The organism is Roseovarius autotrophicus (assembly GCF_018069895.1).
GTDB lineage: Bacteria > Pseudomonadota > Alphaproteobacteria > Rhodobacterales > Rhodobacteraceae > Roseovarius > Roseovarius autotrophicus.
The window spans coordinates 86433-106049 of record NZ_JAGQDH010000006.1 but is presented as its reverse complement, the minus strand read 5'-3'; the positions used below and the strand labels follow the sequence as shown (position 1 = coordinate 106049).

General features: G+C 64.6%; 15 protein-coding genes. 8 read left to right on the top strand and 7 right to left on the bottom strand.

Features of this window, described 5'->3' with window-relative positions; all coding sequences use genetic code 11:
* Nucleotides 1-6 precede the first annotated feature (6 nt).
* On the top strand, nt 7-720 hold the full coding sequence (locus tag KAK09_RS09165; protein WP_210878639.1) for an NUDIX hydrolase: 714 nt from the start codon (nt 7-9) through the stop codon (nt 718-720).
* Here KAK09_RS09165 and KAK09_RS09160 read toward each other — a convergent pair.
* Genes KAK09_RS09160 through KAK09_RS09150 form a run of 3 tightly spaced genes read right to left on the bottom strand, consistent with a single transcriptional unit; the run spans nt 683 to nt 2724 of the window.
* On the bottom strand, nt 683-1585 hold the full coding sequence (locus tag KAK09_RS09160; protein ID WP_210878638.1) for an EamA family transporter: 903 nt from the start codon (nt 1583-1585) through the stop codon (nt 683-685). The two genes, KAK09_RS09165 and KAK09_RS09160, sit on opposite strands and share 38 nt — an antisense overlap.
* Before the next feature lie 40 nt (nt 1586-1625).
* Nucleotides 1626-2525: a fatty acid desaturase gene (locus KAK09_RS09155; RefSeq protein ID WP_210878637.1), complete on the bottom strand. Its 900-nt coding sequence runs from the start codon at nt 2523-2525 to the stop codon at nt 1626-1628.
* Entirely contained in the window at nt 2518-2724 is a 207-nt protein-coding gene (locus tag KAK09_RS09150; RefSeq protein ID WP_210878636.1) for a DUF2061 domain-containing protein, read from the bottom strand. Before KAK09_RS09150 ends, KAK09_RS09155 begins: the two co-directional genes overlap by 8 nt.
* 105 nt (nt 2725-2829) lie before the next feature.
* Here KAK09_RS09150 and KAK09_RS09145 point away from each other — a divergent pair, with 105 nt between their 5' ends.
* Nucleotides 2830-3690 (top strand): helix-turn-helix domain-containing protein, encoded by an 861-nt coding sequence (locus KAK09_RS09145; protein ID WP_210878635.1) that lies wholly within the window; start codon nt 2830-2832, stop codon nt 3688-3690.
* On the opposite strand, the gene KAK09_RS09140 is transcribed toward KAK09_RS09145, so the two are convergent.
* Nucleotides 3657-4583 (bottom strand): LysR family transcriptional regulator, encoded by a 927-nt coding sequence (locus KAK09_RS09140; RefSeq protein ID WP_210878634.1) that lies wholly within the window; start codon nt 4581-4583, stop codon nt 3657-3659. The two genes, KAK09_RS09145 and KAK09_RS09140, sit on opposite strands and share 34 nt — an antisense overlap.
* Nucleotides 4584-4686: 103 nt before the next feature.
* Between KAK09_RS09140 and metF the strand changes: the two genes are divergently transcribed.
* On the top strand, nt 4687-5553 hold the full coding sequence (gene metF / locus KAK09_RS09135; RefSeq protein ID WP_210878633.1) for a methylenetetrahydrofolate reductase [NAD(P)H]: 867 nt from the start codon (nt 4687-4689) through the stop codon (nt 5551-5553).
* A 133-nt stretch (nt 5554-5686) separates the two neighbouring features.
* A complete protein-coding gene (locus KAK09_RS09130; protein ID WP_210878632.1) occupies nt 5687-6166 on the top strand; it encodes a PaaI family thioesterase in 480 nt (159 codons plus the stop codon).
* On the opposite strand, the gene KAK09_RS09125 is transcribed toward KAK09_RS09130, so the two are convergent.
* Nucleotides 6150-7265: a DUF2235 domain-containing protein gene (locus KAK09_RS09125; RefSeq protein WP_210878631.1), complete on the bottom strand. Its 1116-nt coding sequence runs from the start codon at nt 7263-7265 to the stop codon at nt 6150-6152. The genes KAK09_RS09130 and KAK09_RS09125 overlap by 17 nt on opposite strands.
* A 102-nt stretch (nt 7266-7367) precedes the next feature.
* Complete coding sequence (locus KAK09_RS09120) at nt 7368-8498, bottom strand: type III PLP-dependent enzyme (RefSeq protein WP_210878630.1); 1131 nt, start codon at nt 8496-8498, stop codon at nt 7368-7370.
* A 107-nt stretch (nt 8499-8605) separates the two neighbouring features.
* Here KAK09_RS09120 and KAK09_RS09115 point away from each other — a divergent pair, with 107 nt between their 5' ends.
* Both KAK09_RS09115 and KAK09_RS09110 read left to right on the top strand, forming a co-directional pair.
* Nucleotides 8606-9040, top strand: a complete 435-nt coding sequence (locus KAK09_RS09115) for an Lrp/AsnC family transcriptional regulator (RefSeq protein WP_210878629.1) — start codon at nt 8606-8608, stop codon at nt 9038-9040.
* An 86-nt stretch (nt 9041-9126) separates the two neighbouring features.
* The gene (locus KAK09_RS09110; protein ID WP_210878628.1) at nt 9127-12306 is read left to right on the top strand and encodes a valine--tRNA ligase; all 3180 of its coding nucleotides are present in this window, start codon (nt 9127-9129) and stop codon (nt 12304-12306) included.
* Nucleotides 12307-12398: 92 nt separating this feature from the next.
* On the opposite strand, the gene KAK09_RS09105 is transcribed toward KAK09_RS09110, so the two are convergent.
* Entirely contained in the window at nt 12399-14732 is a 2334-nt protein-coding gene (locus tag KAK09_RS09105) for an ATP-dependent helicase (protein ID WP_210878627.1), read from the bottom strand.
* Between the two features lie 107 nt (nt 14733-14839).
* On the opposite strand from KAK09_RS09105, the gene KAK09_RS09100 reads away from it, so the two are divergent.
* On the top strand, nt 14840-15973 hold the full coding sequence (locus KAK09_RS09100; protein WP_210878626.1) for an alpha-hydroxy acid oxidase: 1134 nt from the start codon (nt 14840-14842) through the stop codon (nt 15971-15973).
* A gap of 90 nt (nt 15974-16063) precedes the next feature.
* Nucleotides 16064-19504, top strand: coding sequence for a pyruvate carboxylase (gene pyc, locus KAK09_RS09095; protein WP_210878625.1), 3441 nt, complete (start codon nt 16064-16066; stop codon nt 19502-19504).
* The last annotated feature ends 113 nt before the right edge of the window (nt 19505-19617 follow it).

Genomic DNA, 19617 nt, shown 5'->3' with positions numbered 1-19617 from the left:
TTCAAGATGGACAAGACCAGGGAAGATGTACCGGTGCGCGATGCGGCCACCGTCATAGTCCTGAACGAGCGCGCGGGCGTGCCGCATGTGCTGATGGGGCAGCGCGGGGCAAGCGCAGTGTTCATGCCCAACAAGTTCGTCTTTCCCGGCGGCGCGGTTGATCCGGGCGATGCCGGGGTGCCGCTCGCCTGTCCGCTGCCAGATCTCTGCGCCGAACGTCTGCGCGAGGAAAGCGCGGCCGATCTCGCCCACGCCATCGCCGCCGCCGCGATCCGCGAGTTGTGGGAGGAAACCGGCCTTGCCCTCGGACTGCCTGGCGCGTGGCCCGGCGACGTGCCGCCCGACTGGCAGGGCTTCGCCGCCCGTGGCCTCGTGCCCCGCGCGGATGCGCTGCAATTCGTCTTTCGCGCCATCACGCCGCCGGGCCGCCCGCGCCGGTTCGACGCGCGTTTCTTTCTGGTTCATGCCGAGGCCCTTGTCGGCGACCCGGACGATTTTTCCGCCGCCTGCGAGGAACTGAGCCACCTGCAATGGATCCCGTTGCCCGAGGCGCGCCATTTCGATCTGCCCTTCATCACCGAGGTGGTTCTGGCCGAGGTGGCAGCGCGCGCCCATGATCGCACGCCGCCCACCTCGGTTCCGTTCTTTCGCAACGATGACGAGGAGAGCCTGTTCCTGAGGCTCAACGGAGCGCCACCACTGCGATCACTGAAAGGGTGACAAGGGCGATTCCCCAGCCTTCGCGCGCACTGAGTCGTTCGCTGAAAAACAGCCAAGAGGCGGCGAGCGAAAAGATCACCTCGACCTGCCCCACCGCAAAGACCAGCGCCGCGTTCTGAAGCGTGAAGGCGGTGAACCAGCACAGGCTTCCGCCCATCCCCGCCAGCCCCATCCATATGGCCGTGCGCCAGGCCGCCGCGACGCGCGCCACCTGTCCCGGCTCGCGCCATGCGAGCCAGAGCGAGAGAACCAGCGCCTGCATCGTGGTGACGACCACCAGCGAGAGCGCGGCGCGCAGGAAGGGATCGTCGCTTGCGATCTCCAGGGTCGCACCGCGATAGCCGACGGCCGAGACGGCGAAGAACGCCCCCGAAGCAAGGCCGAGAAACGCCGCGCGCGCCCCGATCCGCCGCCACCATCGCCCCGCAAGCCCTGGCGTCTGCGACAGAAGCAGCACGCCGACGAGGCCCAGAAGGATCGCGCCCACCCCGGCCATGCTCAGCCGGTCGCCGAGAACGATCAGCCCGACAATAGCGGTCTGCACCACTTCGGTCTTCTTGAAGGCGATGCCGACGGCGAAATTTCGCTCCGCGAAAAGTGCGACCACCGCCCATGTCGCCAGGATCTGTGACACCCCGCCCACCACCGCATAGGCCCAGAAGAGCGGTGTGTAGCCGGGCCACGCCACGCCGATGGCCAAAAGGTATCCGACCGCCAGCGCCATCACGAAAGGTGCCGAATAGAGAAACCGCGCCAGCGTCGCCCCGCCTGCGCTCAGCGCGCCCATGCTGAGATGTTTTTGCAGCATGAAACGCAGCGTCTGAAACGCGGCGGCGGCAATCGAGAGGGTGATCCACGGCTCCATGCGCTTTCATGGCGCGGATCGCGGGGATTGGCCAGTCCGCTCAGGGAATCCCCTCGCCTGTCCAGAGCGGATGTGGCACCGGATCCTTGGCGCAAAGGAAATGGGCGCGGAAGACCTCGGCGTAGGAACGGTAGCGATAGCCGCCGTTGCGTTTCAGATAATGCGCGCGCCGGGCGGCATAGAGCGCGGGCAGGCGATACCACGGCACCTCGGGATGCATGTGATGGACCACATGCAGGTTGTTGTTGAGAAACAATAGTGCCAGCGGCCCGCGATCCTCGATGATCACCGTGCGGCCGCTCGCCTGTTCATGCGCGCGATGCTCGAGGAAGGTGCGGATTTTCAACAGGCCCAAGCCCAGCCAGACCGATACCAGATAGGCCCAGAGCGGAATCGGGGTGAACGCGACCCAGGCCAGCACCAGAGCCACCGCCGGCACATGCCATGCCCACGCGCGCAGAACCGCCCGGTTCCCGTCCCGGATCGCCGCCCAGTCGGCGCGCAGAAAAGCCACCTGCGCCACGAAAGGCCCCAGCACCATCCGCCCCAGTAACGTATTGTTCGCCCGCAGCACCGCGCGCGCCCAATCGGGCAGCCGCGCCCAATGCGCCGGATCGAGGTAATTCGATTCGGGGTCGTCATAGGGATCGGTCAGGATTTCCTCGTGGTGATGCGCGAGATGCGTGTCGCGGAACCGCCCGTAGGGGATCACGAGGCAGAGCGACGGAAACACCAAAGCCTCGTTCCAGAACCGCGCGCGGAACGGATGGCCATGCAGCGCCTCATGGCAAAGCGAGGAATGCTGCGCGATGGCGAGCCCCGCCAGGACAATCCCCAGCGGCAACCACTGCGCCGCCGCCCATGTCGTGCCCAGCGCCCAGAGTGCATAGGTCGCGGCCAGAAGCGCCAGCGTTGGCCATTCCACCCGCGCCCTATCCATGACAGCGCCCCCAGTGAACATGCGCCCAGATGCGTTCGTAAATCAGGTAAGTGGCAAAGCCGATCACGCTGTTGATAACCGCCATCGTGCCACCCGCCATCAGCGAGTCGGTCACTGCGAAACCAACAAGCGCCATGACCGTCAGGCCGATCATGTTCCAGATCACCGCCTTCACGATGCTGCGCATCCGCGTCTCCATCTTTCCTCCATTTCGTTGAGCTTGAGGGAGAATGATCGAGATTCGGTTGATCGGGAATTGCGAGAATGGTTAACTTTAGCCATCAAATGTGAGTTTAATCACCATATGTCTGATAATATCGACAAACGTATCCGCGCTGAGCTCTTCCGCACGCGCCTCGACGAGGCGATGCACCTGCGCGCTACCAACCAGAGCGCGCTTGCCCGTGCCATCGGCGTGGATCGCTCGACCATCTCGCAACTGCTCAAGGGGGCGGGAGCCCGCCTGCCCAATGCGCAGGTGGTGGGGGAATGTGCCCGCGCGCTCGGGGTCTCGGCGGACTGGCTGCTTGGCCTGACCGCGCGCCCCGAGACCGCCGCTGACATGCTGGCCAATTCGCTCTCGCTGACCGAGGCGCCGCGCGCGCTGGTGGATGAGCAGATCTTCCAGTGGCACAAGGAGGCGGCGGGCTACAAGATCCGCCACGTTCCCGCGGCGCTTCCGGACATGCTCAAGACCCGCGCCATGCTCCAATGGGAATACGCGCCCTCGCTCGGGCGCTCTGCCGATCAGGCCATCGGCGCGTCAGAGGACCGCATGGCCTGGATGCGTGCCGCGCGCTCGGATTACGAGATCGCTCTGCCGCTCCACGAGATCGAGAGCTTCGCCCGTGGCGAGGGCTATTATCGCGACCTGCCCGCCGATCTGCGCCGCGCACAGCTTGACCACCTGATCACGGTCGCACGCCAGCTTTATCCCCGCCTGCGGCTCTATCTCTTCGACGCGCACCGGCTCTATTCCGCGCCGATCACGATCTTTGGCCCGCTTCTTGCGGTGCTCTATATCGGCCGCAACTATCTGGTGTTCCGCGACAACGCACGGGTCGAGGCGCTCTCGCTGCACTTCGACGCGCTGGTGCGCGAGGCTGAGATCACCGCGCGCGCCCTGCCTGATCACCTCTCGGCGCTGGCCGTCTCGCCCCGCTGAAGCCGCACGGGAATCTCTCGCGCCAACCGCAAGAGATGCGCCATATAGGGCTTGTCTGCGTCATCATCGCGGATCGCGGCATAGAGGCGCTTGGTCTTGCCCTCCGCCGTCAGCGGGCGGGTAACGTAATCCGAGCTTGTGCGCACCTCACGCACCACCCAATCGGGCAGCACCGCCACCCCCCGATTTGACGCCACCAGAAGCAGGATGACCGCCGTCAGCTCCACCTGCCTGATGCTGCGCGGCTCGACCTTGGCGGGGGTCAGCAACTCGGTGAACACGTCAAGGCGCGAGCGGTCCACCGGGTAGGTGATGAGCACCTCTTCGCGGAAATCCGCCGCCTCCACATAGGGCTTCGCCGCTAGCGGGTGCTGAGATGAGGCCACGAAAACCGGTTCGTAATCGAACAGCGGCTTGAAGCTGATGCCGGGCAGGTCCTCGGGATCGGAGGAGATGACCAGATCCACCTCCTCCTTTTGGAGCGCGGGCAGTGCGTCAAAGGCAAGACCGGGCCGGATGTCCACATCCACATCGCCCCAGGTCTTGCGAAACCGCTCCAGCACCGGAAAGAGCCATTCGAAACAGGCGTGACATTCAATGGCAATATGCAGCCGCCCGGCGCTGCCCTCGCGCAGCCCCTCGAATTCCTGCTCCAGCGCCTCGATCTCGGGCAGGATCTTCTCGGCCAGGCGCAGCAGCCGATGACCGGCGGCAGAGAGGCGCAAGGGTTTGGAACGCCTCACGAAAAGCTCCACCCCGGTCTGATCCTCCAACCCTTTGATCTGATGGCTGAGCGCCGATTGGGTGATGTGCAGAATATCCGCCGCCCGCGCGAGCCCCCCCGCCTGGTGGATGGCGCGGATCGTCTTGAGGTGGCGAAACTCGATGTGCATTATTAGCGATCCTCATTCTCACCATGAATTATATGAAGTTGTCTCACAGGGGCGCGCCTGCAACAAGAGGCTCAACAGACCCCTTTCCGCAGGATGTCCGATCATGAAAACGCCGCGCGTCTCTTTCGAGTTCTTCCCGCCCAAATCGCTTGAGGCATCGTTCCGCCTCTGGGACACGATCCATGCCCTCGCCCCTCTCGCGCCCCGCTTCGTCTCGGTCACCTATGGCGCGGGCGGCACCACCCGCGAGTTGACCCGCGAGGCCGTGGGCACCCTGCACAAGGCCACCGGCCTCAATGTCGCGGCGCACCTTACCTGCGTGAACGCAAGCCGCGCCGAAACGCTGGAGATCGCCGAACAGTTCCATGCCGCCGGCGTGCGCGAGATCGTGGCATTGCGGGGCGACGCGCCCAAGGGCTCGGACGGGTTCACGCCCCACGCGCAAGGTTTCGCCAATAGTTGCGAGCTGATCGCGGCACTGGCGGACACCGGCAAATTCACCATCCGCGTTGGCGCCTATCCCGAAAAACACCCCGAAGCGGAGGATCAGAAGGCCGATATCGACTGGCTCAAGCGCAAGATCGACGCGGGCGCATCAGAGGCGATCACGCAGTTCTTCTTCGAGGCCGAAACCTTCTTTCGCTTCCGCGACGCCTGTGCGGCGGCGGGGATAAGCGCGCCGATCATTCCCGGCATTCTGCCGATCGAAACCTGGTCCGGTGCGCGCAAATTCGCCCTGTCCTGCGGCACCACCGTGCCCGCCTGGCTCGATGACGCCTTCGACAAGGCCATCCGCGACAACCGCCACGATCTGCTGGCCACCGCGCTTTGCACCGAATTGTGCAGCGACCTGATCGAGGGCGGGGTGGAGGATCTGCATTTCTACACGCTCAACCGCCCCGAACTGACCCGCGACGTGTGCCACGCGCTCGGTGTGATGCCGAAAGTCACGCTGCGCGACGTCGCCTGAGCATCGTTCCCTGTGCGCGACCCCTCGGTCGCGCCATTTGCCCCGGCCCGTTCGGCCGGGGTTTTTTGTTGCAGTTGTTCCTTGTGGCGGAACCGCTTACCAAAGAGGGGTCGTGCTCAGGAAAGGCCCCGCCATGCCCTTCGCCACCTCGCCATCGGACCTGCCGGATCGTGACGCCATACTTGTGCGCTCCGGGTTGGAATTCATCGAAGACATGATCGCTGGCCGTCTGCCGGTGCCGCCCATCGGGCGCACGCTTGGCTTTGCGCCCACAGAGGCGGCGCGCGGGCGGGTGGTGTTCGAGGGGGCGGCGCGGTTTGAGGCGATGAACCCGATGGGGGGCGTGCATGGCGGCTGGTATGGGGCCATTCTCGACAGTTGCATGGGCTGCGCGGTGATGACCGAACTGGCGCAGGGTGAACTGTATACGACGCTGGAATTCAAGGTGAATATCACCCGTGCCCTGCCGCTCGATCTGTCCGTGCGCGCGACCGGCCTCGTGCAGCACAGGGGCCGCTCGACCGCCGTCGCCATGGGCGAACTGCGCGGCGTAGAGGATGGGCGCGTTTACGCTACGGGCTCGACCACTTGCCTTGTCATGCGTCCCGGGTGAGACGCGGCGAGGACAGGTCCGCCGCCTCCTTTAATCGTCCGGTCAGGCGCGGGCCGCGCCCGCCCTGCCGCAACGGGCCGGTCACGCTTTCGTGGATACGTTCCGACGGGTCGCGTCCCACGACGCGCGGGCCGCGGAAAAGCAGAATCTTGCTCCATCCTGTCCAAGTGCCGACCGATGGCGCGTTCACATCCATCGGGAACCGCGCATGCCAGTCCTCGGGCAGCGGCAACTTGCAGGCCTCCATCCTCTCAAGCATCCAGACCAGCGGGATATTCGCCAGCGGGCGCGCGGTGTTGACCCCGCACAACTGCCCGCCCACGTCCGAGTGACAGCCGCGAAACCAGACCTGTTCCACATGCCCGTCAAAGCCCGGGGGACACTCCCACAGCACCGGCGTGTAGGCGCGCCGCGTCTCATCCAGTGCCAGCGCATGAAAGCCGTGCCGCGTTGTGTGGCCAAGGTGGTGATTGTGAAACCCGTTCCTGTCGGCGCGAAAGCGCCAGAGGATCGGAATGCGCAGGCCAAGCGCCTTGACCGTGTCCCAGACGCCGATCATCTCGACATGGGTATGGGCGTGGCAATGGGCATGGACAAAGGCCCGCGCAGCGGCGCTGTCTGGGTGGCAGCGGTAATGACGATAGGCCATCTGCACGTTGCGCTCTGTCGCCCCCTCCGCGCGCAAGAGGCCGATCCGGTCGATCACGCCCGCCAGTGAGCGCACTGCATAGGCCCCGCGCGAATAGCCCAGAAGGAAAATCCGGTCGCCGGGTCGATAGCGGCTGGAGAGATAGCCATAGGCACGCCGGATCTGCCGGTTGATGCCGCGCCCGAGGATGATATCCCCGGTGGCGCGCCAGTCGCTCCACTGGATCCCAGCCTCGTAGAACAGCGACAGATCCGAACCCGCCACCTCGCGCAAGAGCTTGTAGGTCAGGCCCGCATTCGTCTCGAACCCCGGAGCGAGGGTGGACATGGTGCCGTCAAGGATCAGCACATGGTTGACCGGCCCGCGCCTGTGGCCAAAGGCGGTATGCTCCTCGGTCGGGCCGGGGCGCAGCCAATCGTATATAGCCCGTGTCCAGTCACGCCAGGGCATGGCTCACCTGTCTGGTCAGACGCGCAGATCGCGCCCGTTCAATATAGGCAATGTTGCGCCGATAAATCCTGACATTTCGTGAACATCGCCGTGAGGCGGCTGTCACAGTCGTGAAACGGTCACCAAATCGCGCAGCCCGTAGCCGTTGAACCCGGTTGCCAGACAGCGCGTATAGGCCCCCATCCCGGCGATCAGCACATGGTCGCCCTCCGCCATGTCACCAGGCAGCGGCAGCGGGTCGGGCAGGCGGTCGATGCTGTCGCAGGTGGGGCCAAAGACCACGCGGGGCATGGGCGCGCCGCGCCGCTCGGTGCCGTCGGGGGCGATGACGCGCAGGCGGTCGGGCGCGCCGATGTCGCGAACTTCCGTCAGGCTGCCGTAAACCCCATCGTTGAGGAACACCGCGCCGCTCGCGCGCATAGCCTTGACGCGCAGGCCAAGCGTGAACGCCTCTGCCACCATGGCGCGGCCCGGCTCGCAGACAAGAGCGGGGGGCCGAGTGCCGAAATGCCGCGCCACTTCCGCGCCGATCTGGGTGAAAATCGGCGTCAGATCCGGCGCCTGCCCCGTGCGATGCGACGCGAACCCTCCCCCCACGTTGAGTCGGCGCAGCCGCACGCCTGCCTTGTGCGCGACCTCTGCCGCCACGCCGATATAGGCCCCCCATGCCGCCGGATCGGCGCATTGCGTGCCGGGGTGAAAGGTCAGCGAGGGCGCAAAGCCGCGCGCTGCCACCTCCTGCAAAAGCGCCGCCGTTCCCTCTGGCCCCAGCCCGAACTTTTCCCCGAAATCGTAGGCCGCACCGCGCACCTGCAGCGCGAGGCGCACGCTCATCTCGGAACCTGGTGCAACTCTGCCGGTCAGCTTGTCCAACTCTCGCACGCAATCGACCGAAAAGGCGCGCACGCCCATCCTTGCCGCGACGGCCACCTCATCGGGCGAGCGCACCGGGTTGTGATAATGCAGCACCGCATCGGGGCAAAGCGCGCGGACGGCGCCCATCTCCTCGGGGCTCGCCACGTCAAAGGCGCGGATACCTGCCGCGACCAGATTGGCCAGAACCTCCTCGCCCGGATTGGCCTTGACCGCATAGGTCACAAGGCCCGGAAACCCCGTCTGAAAGGCGCGCGCCGTGGCCTGAAGCCGGTCAGGCGAGAAATAGAGCACCGGCGCATCCGGTGCCTGCCGGGTCAGGTGGGCAATCGGGTCAGACCATGTCTCGGCGCGCTGCATCGGGGCTTCCTTGGTGCTTTTTCCTGACTCTGCCGGAAATGATTGTCGAATCCTCGTGTCAGATCGTATGATATGGCGCATAGCATAGATAAATTGACGAAGTATCAATGCAGATCGACGAAACAGACCGCGCCCTGATTGCTCTTTTGCAAGAGAACGCCCGCCTGCCCGTGGCCACGCTCGCCCGTCGTCTTGGCCTCGCGCGTACCACGGTTCAGGCCCGGCTCGACCGGCTGGAGGCATCTGGTATCATCGCGGGCTACGCGCTCCGGCTTGGTGCGCAGGCGCGCGCGCCGCTGCGCACCACCGTTCTTCTGAGTATCGAGCCGCGCTCGGGGCCAACCGTGCTTGCGCGTTTGAAATCGCTACCAGAGGTGCGCCGTGTTCACACCACCTCTGGCCGATTCGACCTTATCGTGACTGTCGAGGCCGAGACCACAGAGGCACTCGACGATACGCTCGACCGCATTGGCGAGGCGAAGGGCGTGCGCAGTTCCGAAAGCCTCATCCACCTCGCCACCAAACTGAATCGCGGTACTTGACGGGTTTCACGCCGCTCACGCCTTTCCCTTCCGGCACACATTCGCTAGAGCAGGTCGAACCCGTGATCTGGCAGGAATGAAACGTCATGGCGATGGACAAGACCTTTAACGCAGCCGAGGCCGAGGGCCGCCTTTACGCCGCCTGGGAAAATTCCGGGGCCTTCGCCGCCGGGGCCAATGCAAGGCCCGGTGCGGAAAGCTTCTCCATCATGATCCCGCCACCCAACGTGACGGGCAGCCTGCACATGGGCCACGCCTTCAACAACACGTTGCAGGACATCCTGATCCGCTGGCACCGGATGCGCGGGCATGACACGCTCTGGCAGCCGGGGCAGGATCACGCCGGCATTGCCACGCAGATGGTGGTGGAGCGGCAACTGGCCGAGCAGGGCAAGCGCCGCACCGATTTCACGCGCGAGGAGTTTCTGGCCAAGGTCTGGGAATGGAAGCAGGAGTCCGGCGGCACCATCATCAACCAGTTGAAGCGGCTCGGCGCCTCCTGCGACTGGTCGCGCAACGCCTTTACCATGTCCGGCGCGCCCGGTGCGCCTGTGGGCGAGGATGGCAATTTCCACGATGCCGTGATCAAGGTCTTTGTCGATCTCTACAACAAGGGCCTGATCTATCGCGGCAAGAGGCTGGTGAACTGGGACCCGCATTTCGAGACCGCGATTTCCGATCTGGAGGTCGAGAATATCGAGGTGCCGGGCCATATGTGGCATTTCAAGTATCCGCTCGCGGGCGGGCAGACCTATGAGTATGTCGAGCGCGACGCGGACGGCAACGTGACCCTGCGCGAGACGCGCGATTACATTTCCATCGCCACCACGCGCCCCGAAACCATGCTGGGCGACGGCGCGGTGGCGGTGCATCCGTCGGATACGCGCTATGCCCCCATCGTGGGCAAGCTCTGCGAAATTCCGGTGGGGCCGAAGGAACATCGCCGCCTCATTCCGATCATCACCGATGACTACCCCGATCCCGATTTCGGCTCGGGCGCGGTCAAGATCACCGGCGCGCATGATGCCAACGATTACGGCGTGGCGCAGCGCGGCGGCATCCCGATGTATCGCCTGATGGACACCCGCGCCCATATGCGCAGCGACGGTGCGCCCTATGCCGAGTGCGCCGCCCGCGCGCAGGAGATCGCCGAAGGGGCGGCGTTCACGCCCGAGGAAATCGATACGCTCAACCTCATCCCCGATCATCTGCGCGGGCTGGACCGGTTCGAGGCGCGTGAGAAGGTTGTCGCGGAAATCACCGCCGAGGGCCTCGCGGTCATGGTCGCCACCCCGTCATCCTCGGGCTTGACCCGAGGATCTCAGGAGGCAGGAGATCCTCGGGTCAAGCCCGAGGATGACGGCTCTCTTGCAGGTGACGGCACGCCCGAGGATGACATCATCATGGTGCCGCTGGTCGAGAACAAACCCATCATGCAGCCCTTCGGCGACCGCTCCAAGGTGGTGATAGAGCCGATGCTGACCGATCAGTGGTTCGTGGATACCGCCAAGATCGTGCAACCCGCCATCGACGCCGTGCGCTCTGGCGCGGTGACGATCCTGCCCGAACAGGATGCCAAGGTCTATTTCCACTGGCTGGAGAATATCGAGCCGTGGTGCATCTCGCGGCAATTGTGGTGGGGGCATCAGATTCCGGTGTGGTATGGCTTCGACCTCAGCGCGCCCGGTTTCGAGGACGACGAGGGCGACGGCACGCTTGACCTTGCCGAGATGCTGCGCCTCTTGAACGAGGGGCATCTTGGCCCGCTGATGGAATGCGGTGCAGATTTCGGGGCGGTTTCAGAGGCGTATCACGACCGGCTGGCGGCCCTGCCGGTGCCTCTCTCGGCGATGCAGGTGGTCGAGGTGGCAAACCGCGACGAGGCGCTGCACCGTCTGGCCGCCGCGCTCGCGGACTACACCGCCACGCAGGATCCAACCCATCTCGCCTATCCGGTCTGGCGCGATCCCGACGTGCTCGACACCTGGTTCTCCTCTGGCCTCTGGCCGATCGGCACGCTGGGCTGGCCCGAGGATACCGAGGAGTTGAAAAAATACTTCCCCACCTCGGTCCTTGTCACCGGCTTTGACATCATCTTCTTCTGGGTCGCCCGGATGATGATGATGCAATATGCGGTGGTCGGACAAAAGCCGTTTGCCCATGTCTATGTCCACGCCCTCGTGCGCGACGAGAAGGGCAAGAAGATGTCCAAGAGCTTGGGCAACGTGCTCGACCCGCTCGACCTGATCGGCGATTACGGCGCGGATGCGGTGCGGTTCACATTGACCGCGATGGCCGCCATGGGGCGTGATCTGAAGCTGTCGAAAGACCGCATCGCGGGCTATCGCAACTTCACCACAAAGCTGTGGAACGCCGCCCGCTTTGCCGAGATGAATGGCGCGGTCGGCAGCACCGGCGCGATCCCCACGCCCAAGGCCACGGTCAACAGATGGATCATCGGCGAGACTGCCAAGACGCGGGCCGCCGTCGATGAGGCGCTCGAGAACTTCCGCTTCAACGACGCCGCCAACACGCTCTATGCCTTTGTCTGGGGAACGGTCTGCGACTGGTATGTAGAGTTCTCCAAGCCGCTCCTGCTTGACGGGGACGCCGAGACCCGCGCCGAGACGCAAGCCACGATGGCCTGGGTCATCGACCAATGCCTGATCCTGCTGCACCCGATAATGCCCTTCGTGACAGAAGAGTTGTGGGGCACGCTTGGCCAGCGGCAAAAGATGCTCGTGCACGCCGACTGGCCCGACTATGGCCTTGACCTCATCACCCCCGAAGCCGACCGGGAAATGAACTGGGTGATCGCGCTGATCGACCAGGTCCGCTCGGTGCGCGCGCAGATGCATGTGCCGGCGGGCCTCCATGTGCCGCTGCTGGTCACCGAGATCGGCGAGGCCGGGCGCGCGGCATGGGCGCGCAATGCCGCCATGATCCAGCGCCTTGCCCGCATCGAGAGCCTGAGCGACGCCGCCACCCTGCCCAAGGGGTGCGCCACCATCGCGGTGGAGGGTGCAACCTTCGGCCTGCCGCTGGCCGATATCATCGACGTGGCCGAGGAAAAGGCGCGACTGGAAAAGACGCTCGGGAAACTCGCCAAGGAGACCGGCGGCCTGCGTGGGCGGCTTTCCAATCCCAAATTCGTGGAGAGCGCGCCCGAGGAGGTGGTCGAGGAGGCCCGCGAAAACCTGCGTCTGCGCGAAGAGGAAGAAACGCGCCTGCGCGCAGCCCTCGACCGGCTTGCCGAACTCGGCTGACGGGATGCCTCCGGCGGGAGTATTTAGGGAACGATGAAACACGCCCCGGTTTCATCGTTCCACAAATACTCGAATCCGTCGGCCAGAGCCGCTCAGAACGGCACGTCATCCGCGCCGGTGATGAAGCGGGCGACCACCTTCTTGGTGCCCGCCTTGTCAAAGGCGATTTCCAGCTTGTCACCCTCGATGGCGATGATCGCGCCATAGCCGAATTTCTGGTGAAAGACGCGCTCTCCCACGGTGTGTGCGCTCACCGCCTGTATGTCGATTACCGGGGCGCGCGCTTCGCGGGGCTGGCTCAGCGGGCGCTCGTTGCCGCGCGATTGCAGCCGCCGCCAGCCGGGAGAGTTGTAGACATTGGCCTCGGCCGCGCGGGTCTCGATGCCGCTCGGGGCGGCGACGCGACCGCCATAGAGGCCGGGTGGCGTCAGTACTTCGACGTGATCCGGCGGCAACTCGTCGATGAAGCGCGAGGGCATTTGCGATTGCCACTGGCCATAGACGCGGCGATTGCCCGCGAAGGATATGGTGCAGACCTCCTCGGCGCGGGTGATGCCGACATAGGCCAGTCGGCGCTCCTCCTCCAGCCCCTTCTGCCCGCTTTCATCCATCGAGCGTTGCGAGGGGAAAAGCCCATCCTCCCACCCCGGCAGGAACACGGCGGGAAATTCCAGCCCCTTGGCGGCATGCAGCGTCATCAGCGTGACCTTCTCGCCCGCCTCGTCGCTTTCATTCTCCATGATGAGGGCGACGTGTTCCAGAAACCCTTGCAGGTTCTCGAAGCCTTCCAGCGCCTTCACCAGTTCCTTGAGGTTTTCAAGCCGCCCCGGTGCCTCGGGCGTCTTGTCGGCCTGCCACATGCCGGTATAGCCGCTCTCATCAAGGATGATTTCGGCCAGTTCCATATGGCTGACGCTCGGGTCGTCCATCATCCGGCCCCAGCGGGCGAGACCATCGAGAAGCCGGGCCAGTTCCACCGCACCCTTTCCCTTGATCGCGCCGGAACGGATGCCCAGACCCGCGCCGTCCACCAGACTGAGGCCGTTGTCGCGCGCTGTGCGCTGGATCGTCTGCACCGCCTTGTCGCCGAGGCCCCGCTTGGGTGTGTTGACAATCCGCTCAAAGGCCAGATCATCCGCAGGCGAAACCACCAGCCGGAAATAGGCCATGGCGTCGCGGATCTCCATCCGCTCGTAGAAACGCGGCCCGCCGATCACGCGATACGGCAGGCCGATGGTCAGAAACCGATCCTCGAAGGCGCGCATCTGGTGGCTGGCGCGCACGAGAATCGCTATCTCGTCCAGAGAGAAGGGCCGCATCCCCCGCGTGCCGCGCTGCATCGCGTCGATTTCCTCGCCGATCCAGCGCGCCTCTTCCTCGCCATCCCAATGGCCGATCAGGCGGACCTTTTCGCCTTCTTTGGTCGCGGTCCACAACTCCTTGCCAAGCCGGTCCCGATTGCCCGCGATCACACCCGAGGCCGCCGCAAGGATATGCGGGGTCGAGCGGTAATTCTGTTCCAGCCGGATCACTGCCGCGCCGGGAAAATCCTTTTCAAACCGCAGGATATTGCCCACTTCGGCCCCGCGCCAGCCATAGATCGACTGATCGTCATCGCCCACGCAACAGATATTCTTGTGCCCCCCCGCCAGAAGGCGCAGCCAGAGATATTGCGCGACGTTGGTATCCTGATACTCGTCAACAAGGATGTAGCGGAACCAGCGTTGGTATTGCCTGAGCACGTCGTCGTGCTTTTGAAAGATCGTGACCACATGCAAGAGCAGGTCGCCGAAATCGACTGCGTTCAACTCGCGCAGGCGGGTCTGATACTGCCGGTAGAGCGCCGGGCCCTTGCCCTCATAGGCACTCCCCTCCGAGGCGGGCAGATTGTCGGGCGTCCAGGCGCGGTTCTTCCAGTGGTCGATGATCCCGGCCAATTGCCGCGCGGGCCAGCGTTTGTCGTCGATGCCCGAGGCCTGCACCAGTTGCTTGAGAAGGCGCAGTTGATCATCTGTGTCGAGAATGGTGAAATTCGATTTGAGATCCACCAGTTCGGCGTGACGACGCAAGAGCTTGACGCAGATCGAATGGAACGTGCCAAGCCATGGCATCCCCTCGACCGTCTGCCCCATCAGGCGCGCGACGCGCTCTCTCATCTCGCGCGCGGCCTTGTTGGTAAAGGTCACGGCGAGGATTTCATTCGGTCGCGCGCGGCCCGTGTTCAACAGATGCACGATCCGCGTGGTCAGCGCCTTGGTCTTGCCAGTGCCTGCGCCGGCCAGCATCAGCACCGGCCCGTCAAGCGTTTCCGCGGCACGGCGTTGCTCGGGGTTCAACTCGTCGAGATAGCGCGCAGGCCGCGCGGCCATGGCGCGGGCGGCAAGGCTTGCGCCTTCGAAGGCGTCGGTGTCGTCAAAGCTGCTCATGGGCGCGACAATAGCGTGGGCAGGTTCCGAGATAAAGCCCGTGTTCGAGTTCTGTTCCGCCCCGTTCTCCCTCTGGACAAGCCCCTGAAAACCCGCGCAAATAGGGTATGAACCTGCACGCCCGCTATCCCGCCCTTTCCGATCTGCGCGACCGTGCGCAGGCCCGCATTCCCCGTTTCGTCTGGGAATATCTCGACAGCGGCACCGGGGTGGAGGCCACCAAGACGCGCAACCGCTCGATGCTCGACCGGGTGCTTCTCAGCCCGTCGATCCTGCATGGCGAGATTGCGCCGGATCTGTCGGTCACGCTTTTCGGTCAGAGCTACCCTCTGCCGGTGGGCATTGCGCCGGTGGGGATGTCGGGGCTGATCTGGCCCGATGCCGAACACCATCTGGCGCGGGCGGCGACGCGGGCGGGGCTGCCGTATACGCTCTCGACCGTGGCGACGGTGCGGCCCGAGGATGTGGGGCCGCATCTGGGCGGGCGAGGCTGGTTCCAGATGTATCCGCCGCGCGACGAGGGTATCCGCGCCGATATGCTTAAGCGCGCGCGCGAAGCGGGATTTTCCGTGCTGGTGCTGACCGTGGATGTGCCGGTGGCGAGCCGACGGGAACGACAGGTGCGCTCCGGTCTGACGACACCGCCGAAGCTCACCCCGCGTCTGATGGCGCAGGTGGCGATGCGGCCTGTCTGGGCCATGGGCATGGCAGGCAAGGGCCTGCCGCGGATGCGGCTCATCGATGATTACGCGGGCGCGGTAAAGGGCCTGCCCTCGACCAAGCATGCCGGATACCTGCTGCGCACCTCGCCGGACTGGGGCTATCTGCGCTGGCTGCGCGAGCACTGGGACGGCCCGCTTGTCGTCAAGGGCGTGAGCCGGGCCGAGGATGCCGAGGCGCTGGAAAAGGAAGGCGCGGATGCGATCTGGATCTCGAATCATGCAGGCCGACAGTTCGACGCAGCCCCCGCCACGATCGAGGCGCTACCCGCGATCCGTGCGGCCACCACGTTGCCCGTGATCCTGGATGGCGGAATCGAGGGCGGGCTCGATATCCTGCGTGCTGTGGCGCTTGGCGCGGATTTCGTGATGATGGGGCGCGGCTGGCATTATGCGCTTGGCGCGCTCGGGGCAGATGGCCCCGCCCATCTGGTCGATATCCTGACCGAGGATCTGAAGGCGAACATGGGGCAGCTTGGCGTCGCGCGGATTCTGGATGTGCGTACGCGGCTTTTGCCCTGAGCCGCAAAGGCCAATTGCACAAATCTTTCACAAATCTTACAAGGCGGACGCGCCGCAGCGCAGAATCCAAGACATTCGGGAGAGCCGTCCATGGCCGAATTCCAGAAAATCCTCATCGCCAACCGTGGCGAGATCGCCATTCGCGTCATGCGCGCAGCCAATGAGCTTGGCAAAAAGACCGTCGCGGTTTTTGCCGAGGAGGACAAGCTGTCGCTGCATCGGTTCAAGGCGGACGAGGCCTATCGGATCGGCGAGGGGATGGGGCCGGTCGCGGCCTATCTTTCGATCGAGGAAATCATACGGGTGGCGAAACAGTCGGGCGCGGATGCGATCCATCCGGGCTATGGGCTGCTGAGCGAGAACCCCGATTTCGTCGAGGCATGTGATGCGGCGGGCATCACCTTTATCGGCCCGAAGGCCGAGACCATGCGCGCGCTTGGCGACAAGGCGAGCGCGCGGCGCGTGGCCATGGCAGCGGGCGTGCCCGTCATCCCGGCGACGGAAGTGCTGGGTGAGGACATGGACGCGATCCGGCGCGCGGCCGACGCGGTCGGCTATCCGCTTATGCTCAAGGCAAGCTGGGGCGGCGGCGGCCGGGGGATGCGCCCGATTGCCGGGCCAGACGAGTTGGAGGAGAAGGTCCGCGAGGGCCGGCGCGAGGCCGAGGCCGCCTTTGGCAATGGCGAGGGTTATCTGGAAAAGATGATCGAGCGCGCGCGGCATGTCGAGGTGCAGATCCTCGGCGACAGGCATGGCAACATGTATCACCTGTTCGAGCGGGATTGTTCCGTGCAGCGCCGCAACCAGAAGGTCGTGGAACGCGCGCCGGCCCCCTACCTGTCAGAGGCGCAGCGCGAGGAGCTCTGCCAACTGGGTTACAAGATCTGCAAGCACGTCAATTACGAATGTGCCGGCACGGTCGAATTCCTGATGGATATGGACACCGGCAAGTTCTATTTCATCGAGGTCAACCCTCGCGTGCAGGTCGAGCATACCGTGACCGAAGAGGTCACCGGCATCGATATCGTGCAGGCCCAGATCAAGATCGCCGAGGGCAAGACGCTGATCGAGGCCACCGGCAAGGCCAGCCAGTATGACATTACCCTGCATGGCCATGCGCTTCAGACGCGGATCACCACCGAGGATCCGCTCAACAATTTCATCCCCGATTACGGTCGCATCACCGCCTATCGCAGCGCCACCGGCATGGGTATTCGCCTTGATGGCGGCACCGCCTATGCGGGCGGCGTGATCACGCGCTACTACGACAGCCTTCTGACCAAGGTCACTGCCTGGGCGCCCACGCCCGAGGCTGCCATCGCGCGGATGGACCGCGCCTTGCGAGAGTTCCGTATCCGGGGGGTGAGCACGAATATCGCTTTCGTCGAGAACCTTCTGAAACATCCGACCTTTCTCGAGAACCGCTATACGACCAAGTTCATCGACACTACGCCCGAGCTGTTCAGTTTCTCGACAAGGCGCGACCGGGGCACCAAGGTTCTGACTTATATCGGCGATGTCACGGTGAACGGACATCCCGAGGTGCAGGGCCGTCCGCGCCCGCCCGAGGATACGAAGCTCCCGCGTGCGCCGCGCCCCGCCAACTCCGACATCCGCGATGGTGTGCGCCAGATCCTCGAACGCGACGGCGCGCAGGCGGTGGCAGACTGGATGGCGGCGCAAAAGCAACTTCTGATCACCGACACCACCATGCGCGACAGCCATCAATCGCTTTTGGCCACGCGGATGCGGTCCATCGACATGATCGGCATCGCGCCCAACTATGCCCATGACCTGCCGGGCCTTTTCTCGGTCGAATGCTGGGGCGGGGCGACCTTTGACGTGGCTTATCGCTTCCTTGACGAATGCCCGTGGCAACGCCTGCGCGACATCCGTGCCGCGATGCCAAACCTGCTGACGCAGATGCTGCTGCGCGGCTCGAACGGGGTGGGCTATACCAATTATCCCGACAATGTGGTCGCAGCCTTTGTCAAACAGGCGGCGGCAAGCGGCATTGACCTGTTCCGCGTCTTCGATCCGTTGAACTGGGCAGAGAACATGCGCGTCTCGATGGATGCGGTGCTCGAGTCGGGCAAGGTGCTGGAGGCCGCGATCTGCTACACCGGCGACATGCTCGATCCGGCGCGGTCCAAGTATGACCTGAAATATTACCTGTCGATGGCGCAAGAGCTGAAGGCGGCGGGCACGCATATCCTGTGCATCAAGGATATGGGCGGGCTGATGAAGCCGGCCACGGCCAGCGTGCTGTTCCGCGCGCTCAAGCAAGAGGTGGGGCTGCCGCTTCACTATCACACCCATGACACGGCTGGTATCGCCGGGGCCACGATCCTTGCCGCCGCCGAGGCCGGGGTCGATGCGGTCGATTGCGCGATGGATGCGCTCTCGGGCAACACGAGCCAAGCAACGCTTGGCACGATTGTCGAGGCGCTGCGCCACACGCCGCGCGATACCGGGCTTGATATTACCGCAATCCGGCACATCTCGAACTACTGGGAATCGGTGCGCAATCACTACGCCGCTTTCGAGAGCGGGATGCAGTCGCCCACCTCCGAGGTCTATCTGCACGAGATGCCCGGCGGGCAGTTCACCAACCTCAAGACGCAGGCGCGCTCGATGGGGATGGAGGATCGCTGGCACGAGATTGCGCGCACCTATGCCGATGTGAACCAGATGTTCGGTGACGTGATCAAGGTGACGCCGATTGCCAAGACGGTGGGCGATCTGGCGCTGATGATGGTCAGCCAGGGCCTGACCTGCGAGGATGTGCTGAACCCCGCGACCGAGGTCAGCTTTCCCGACAGCGTGGTGACGCTGATGAAGGGCTATGTGGGCCAGGCGCCGGGCGGCTTTCCGCCCGCGATCGTCAAGAAGGTGCTCAAGGGCGAAGAGCCGATCACCGTGCGCCCGGGCACCCTTCTGCCGCCCGAGGATCTCGAGGCGCGCCACGCCGAGTTGAAAGAGCGATTCGGTGAGGAGATCGACAAAGAGGATCTGATGGGAAGCCTGATGTATCCACGCGTCTTTGCCGATTACATGGAGCGCCATTCGGTGCATGGCCCGGTGCGCACCCTGCCCACGCGAACCTTCTTCTACGGGATGCAGCCGGGCGAGGAGATCAGCGTCGAGATCGACCCAGGCAAGATCCTTGAAATCCGCCTGCAAGCCGTTGGCGAGACGCAGGAGGATGGCGAGGTGCGCGTGTTCTTCGAACTCAACGGCCAGCCCCGCGTGATTCGCGTACCCAACCGCATGGTCAAGTCACAGGCCGTCGCCCGGCCCAAGGCCGAGCACAGCAATCCGAACCATGTTGGCGCGCCGATGCCGGGGGTGGTGGCCACGGTGGCGGTGCAGGCAGGGCAGGTGATCGAGACCGGCGACCTGCTGCTGACCATCGAGGCGATGAAGATGGAAACCAGTATCCACGCCGAGCGCGACGCGGTGGTCAAGGCTGTGCACGTCCAGCCAGGCGGACAGATCGACGCCAAGGATCTGTTGGTGGAGCTGGAATAACCGCAAGCACCGTCATCCTCTGGCCTGACCCGAGGGTCTCCACCCCACACCCCGTCACCCTCGGGCCTGACCCGAGGGTCTCCAGCCGCAAGAGATCCTCGGGGCAAGCCCGA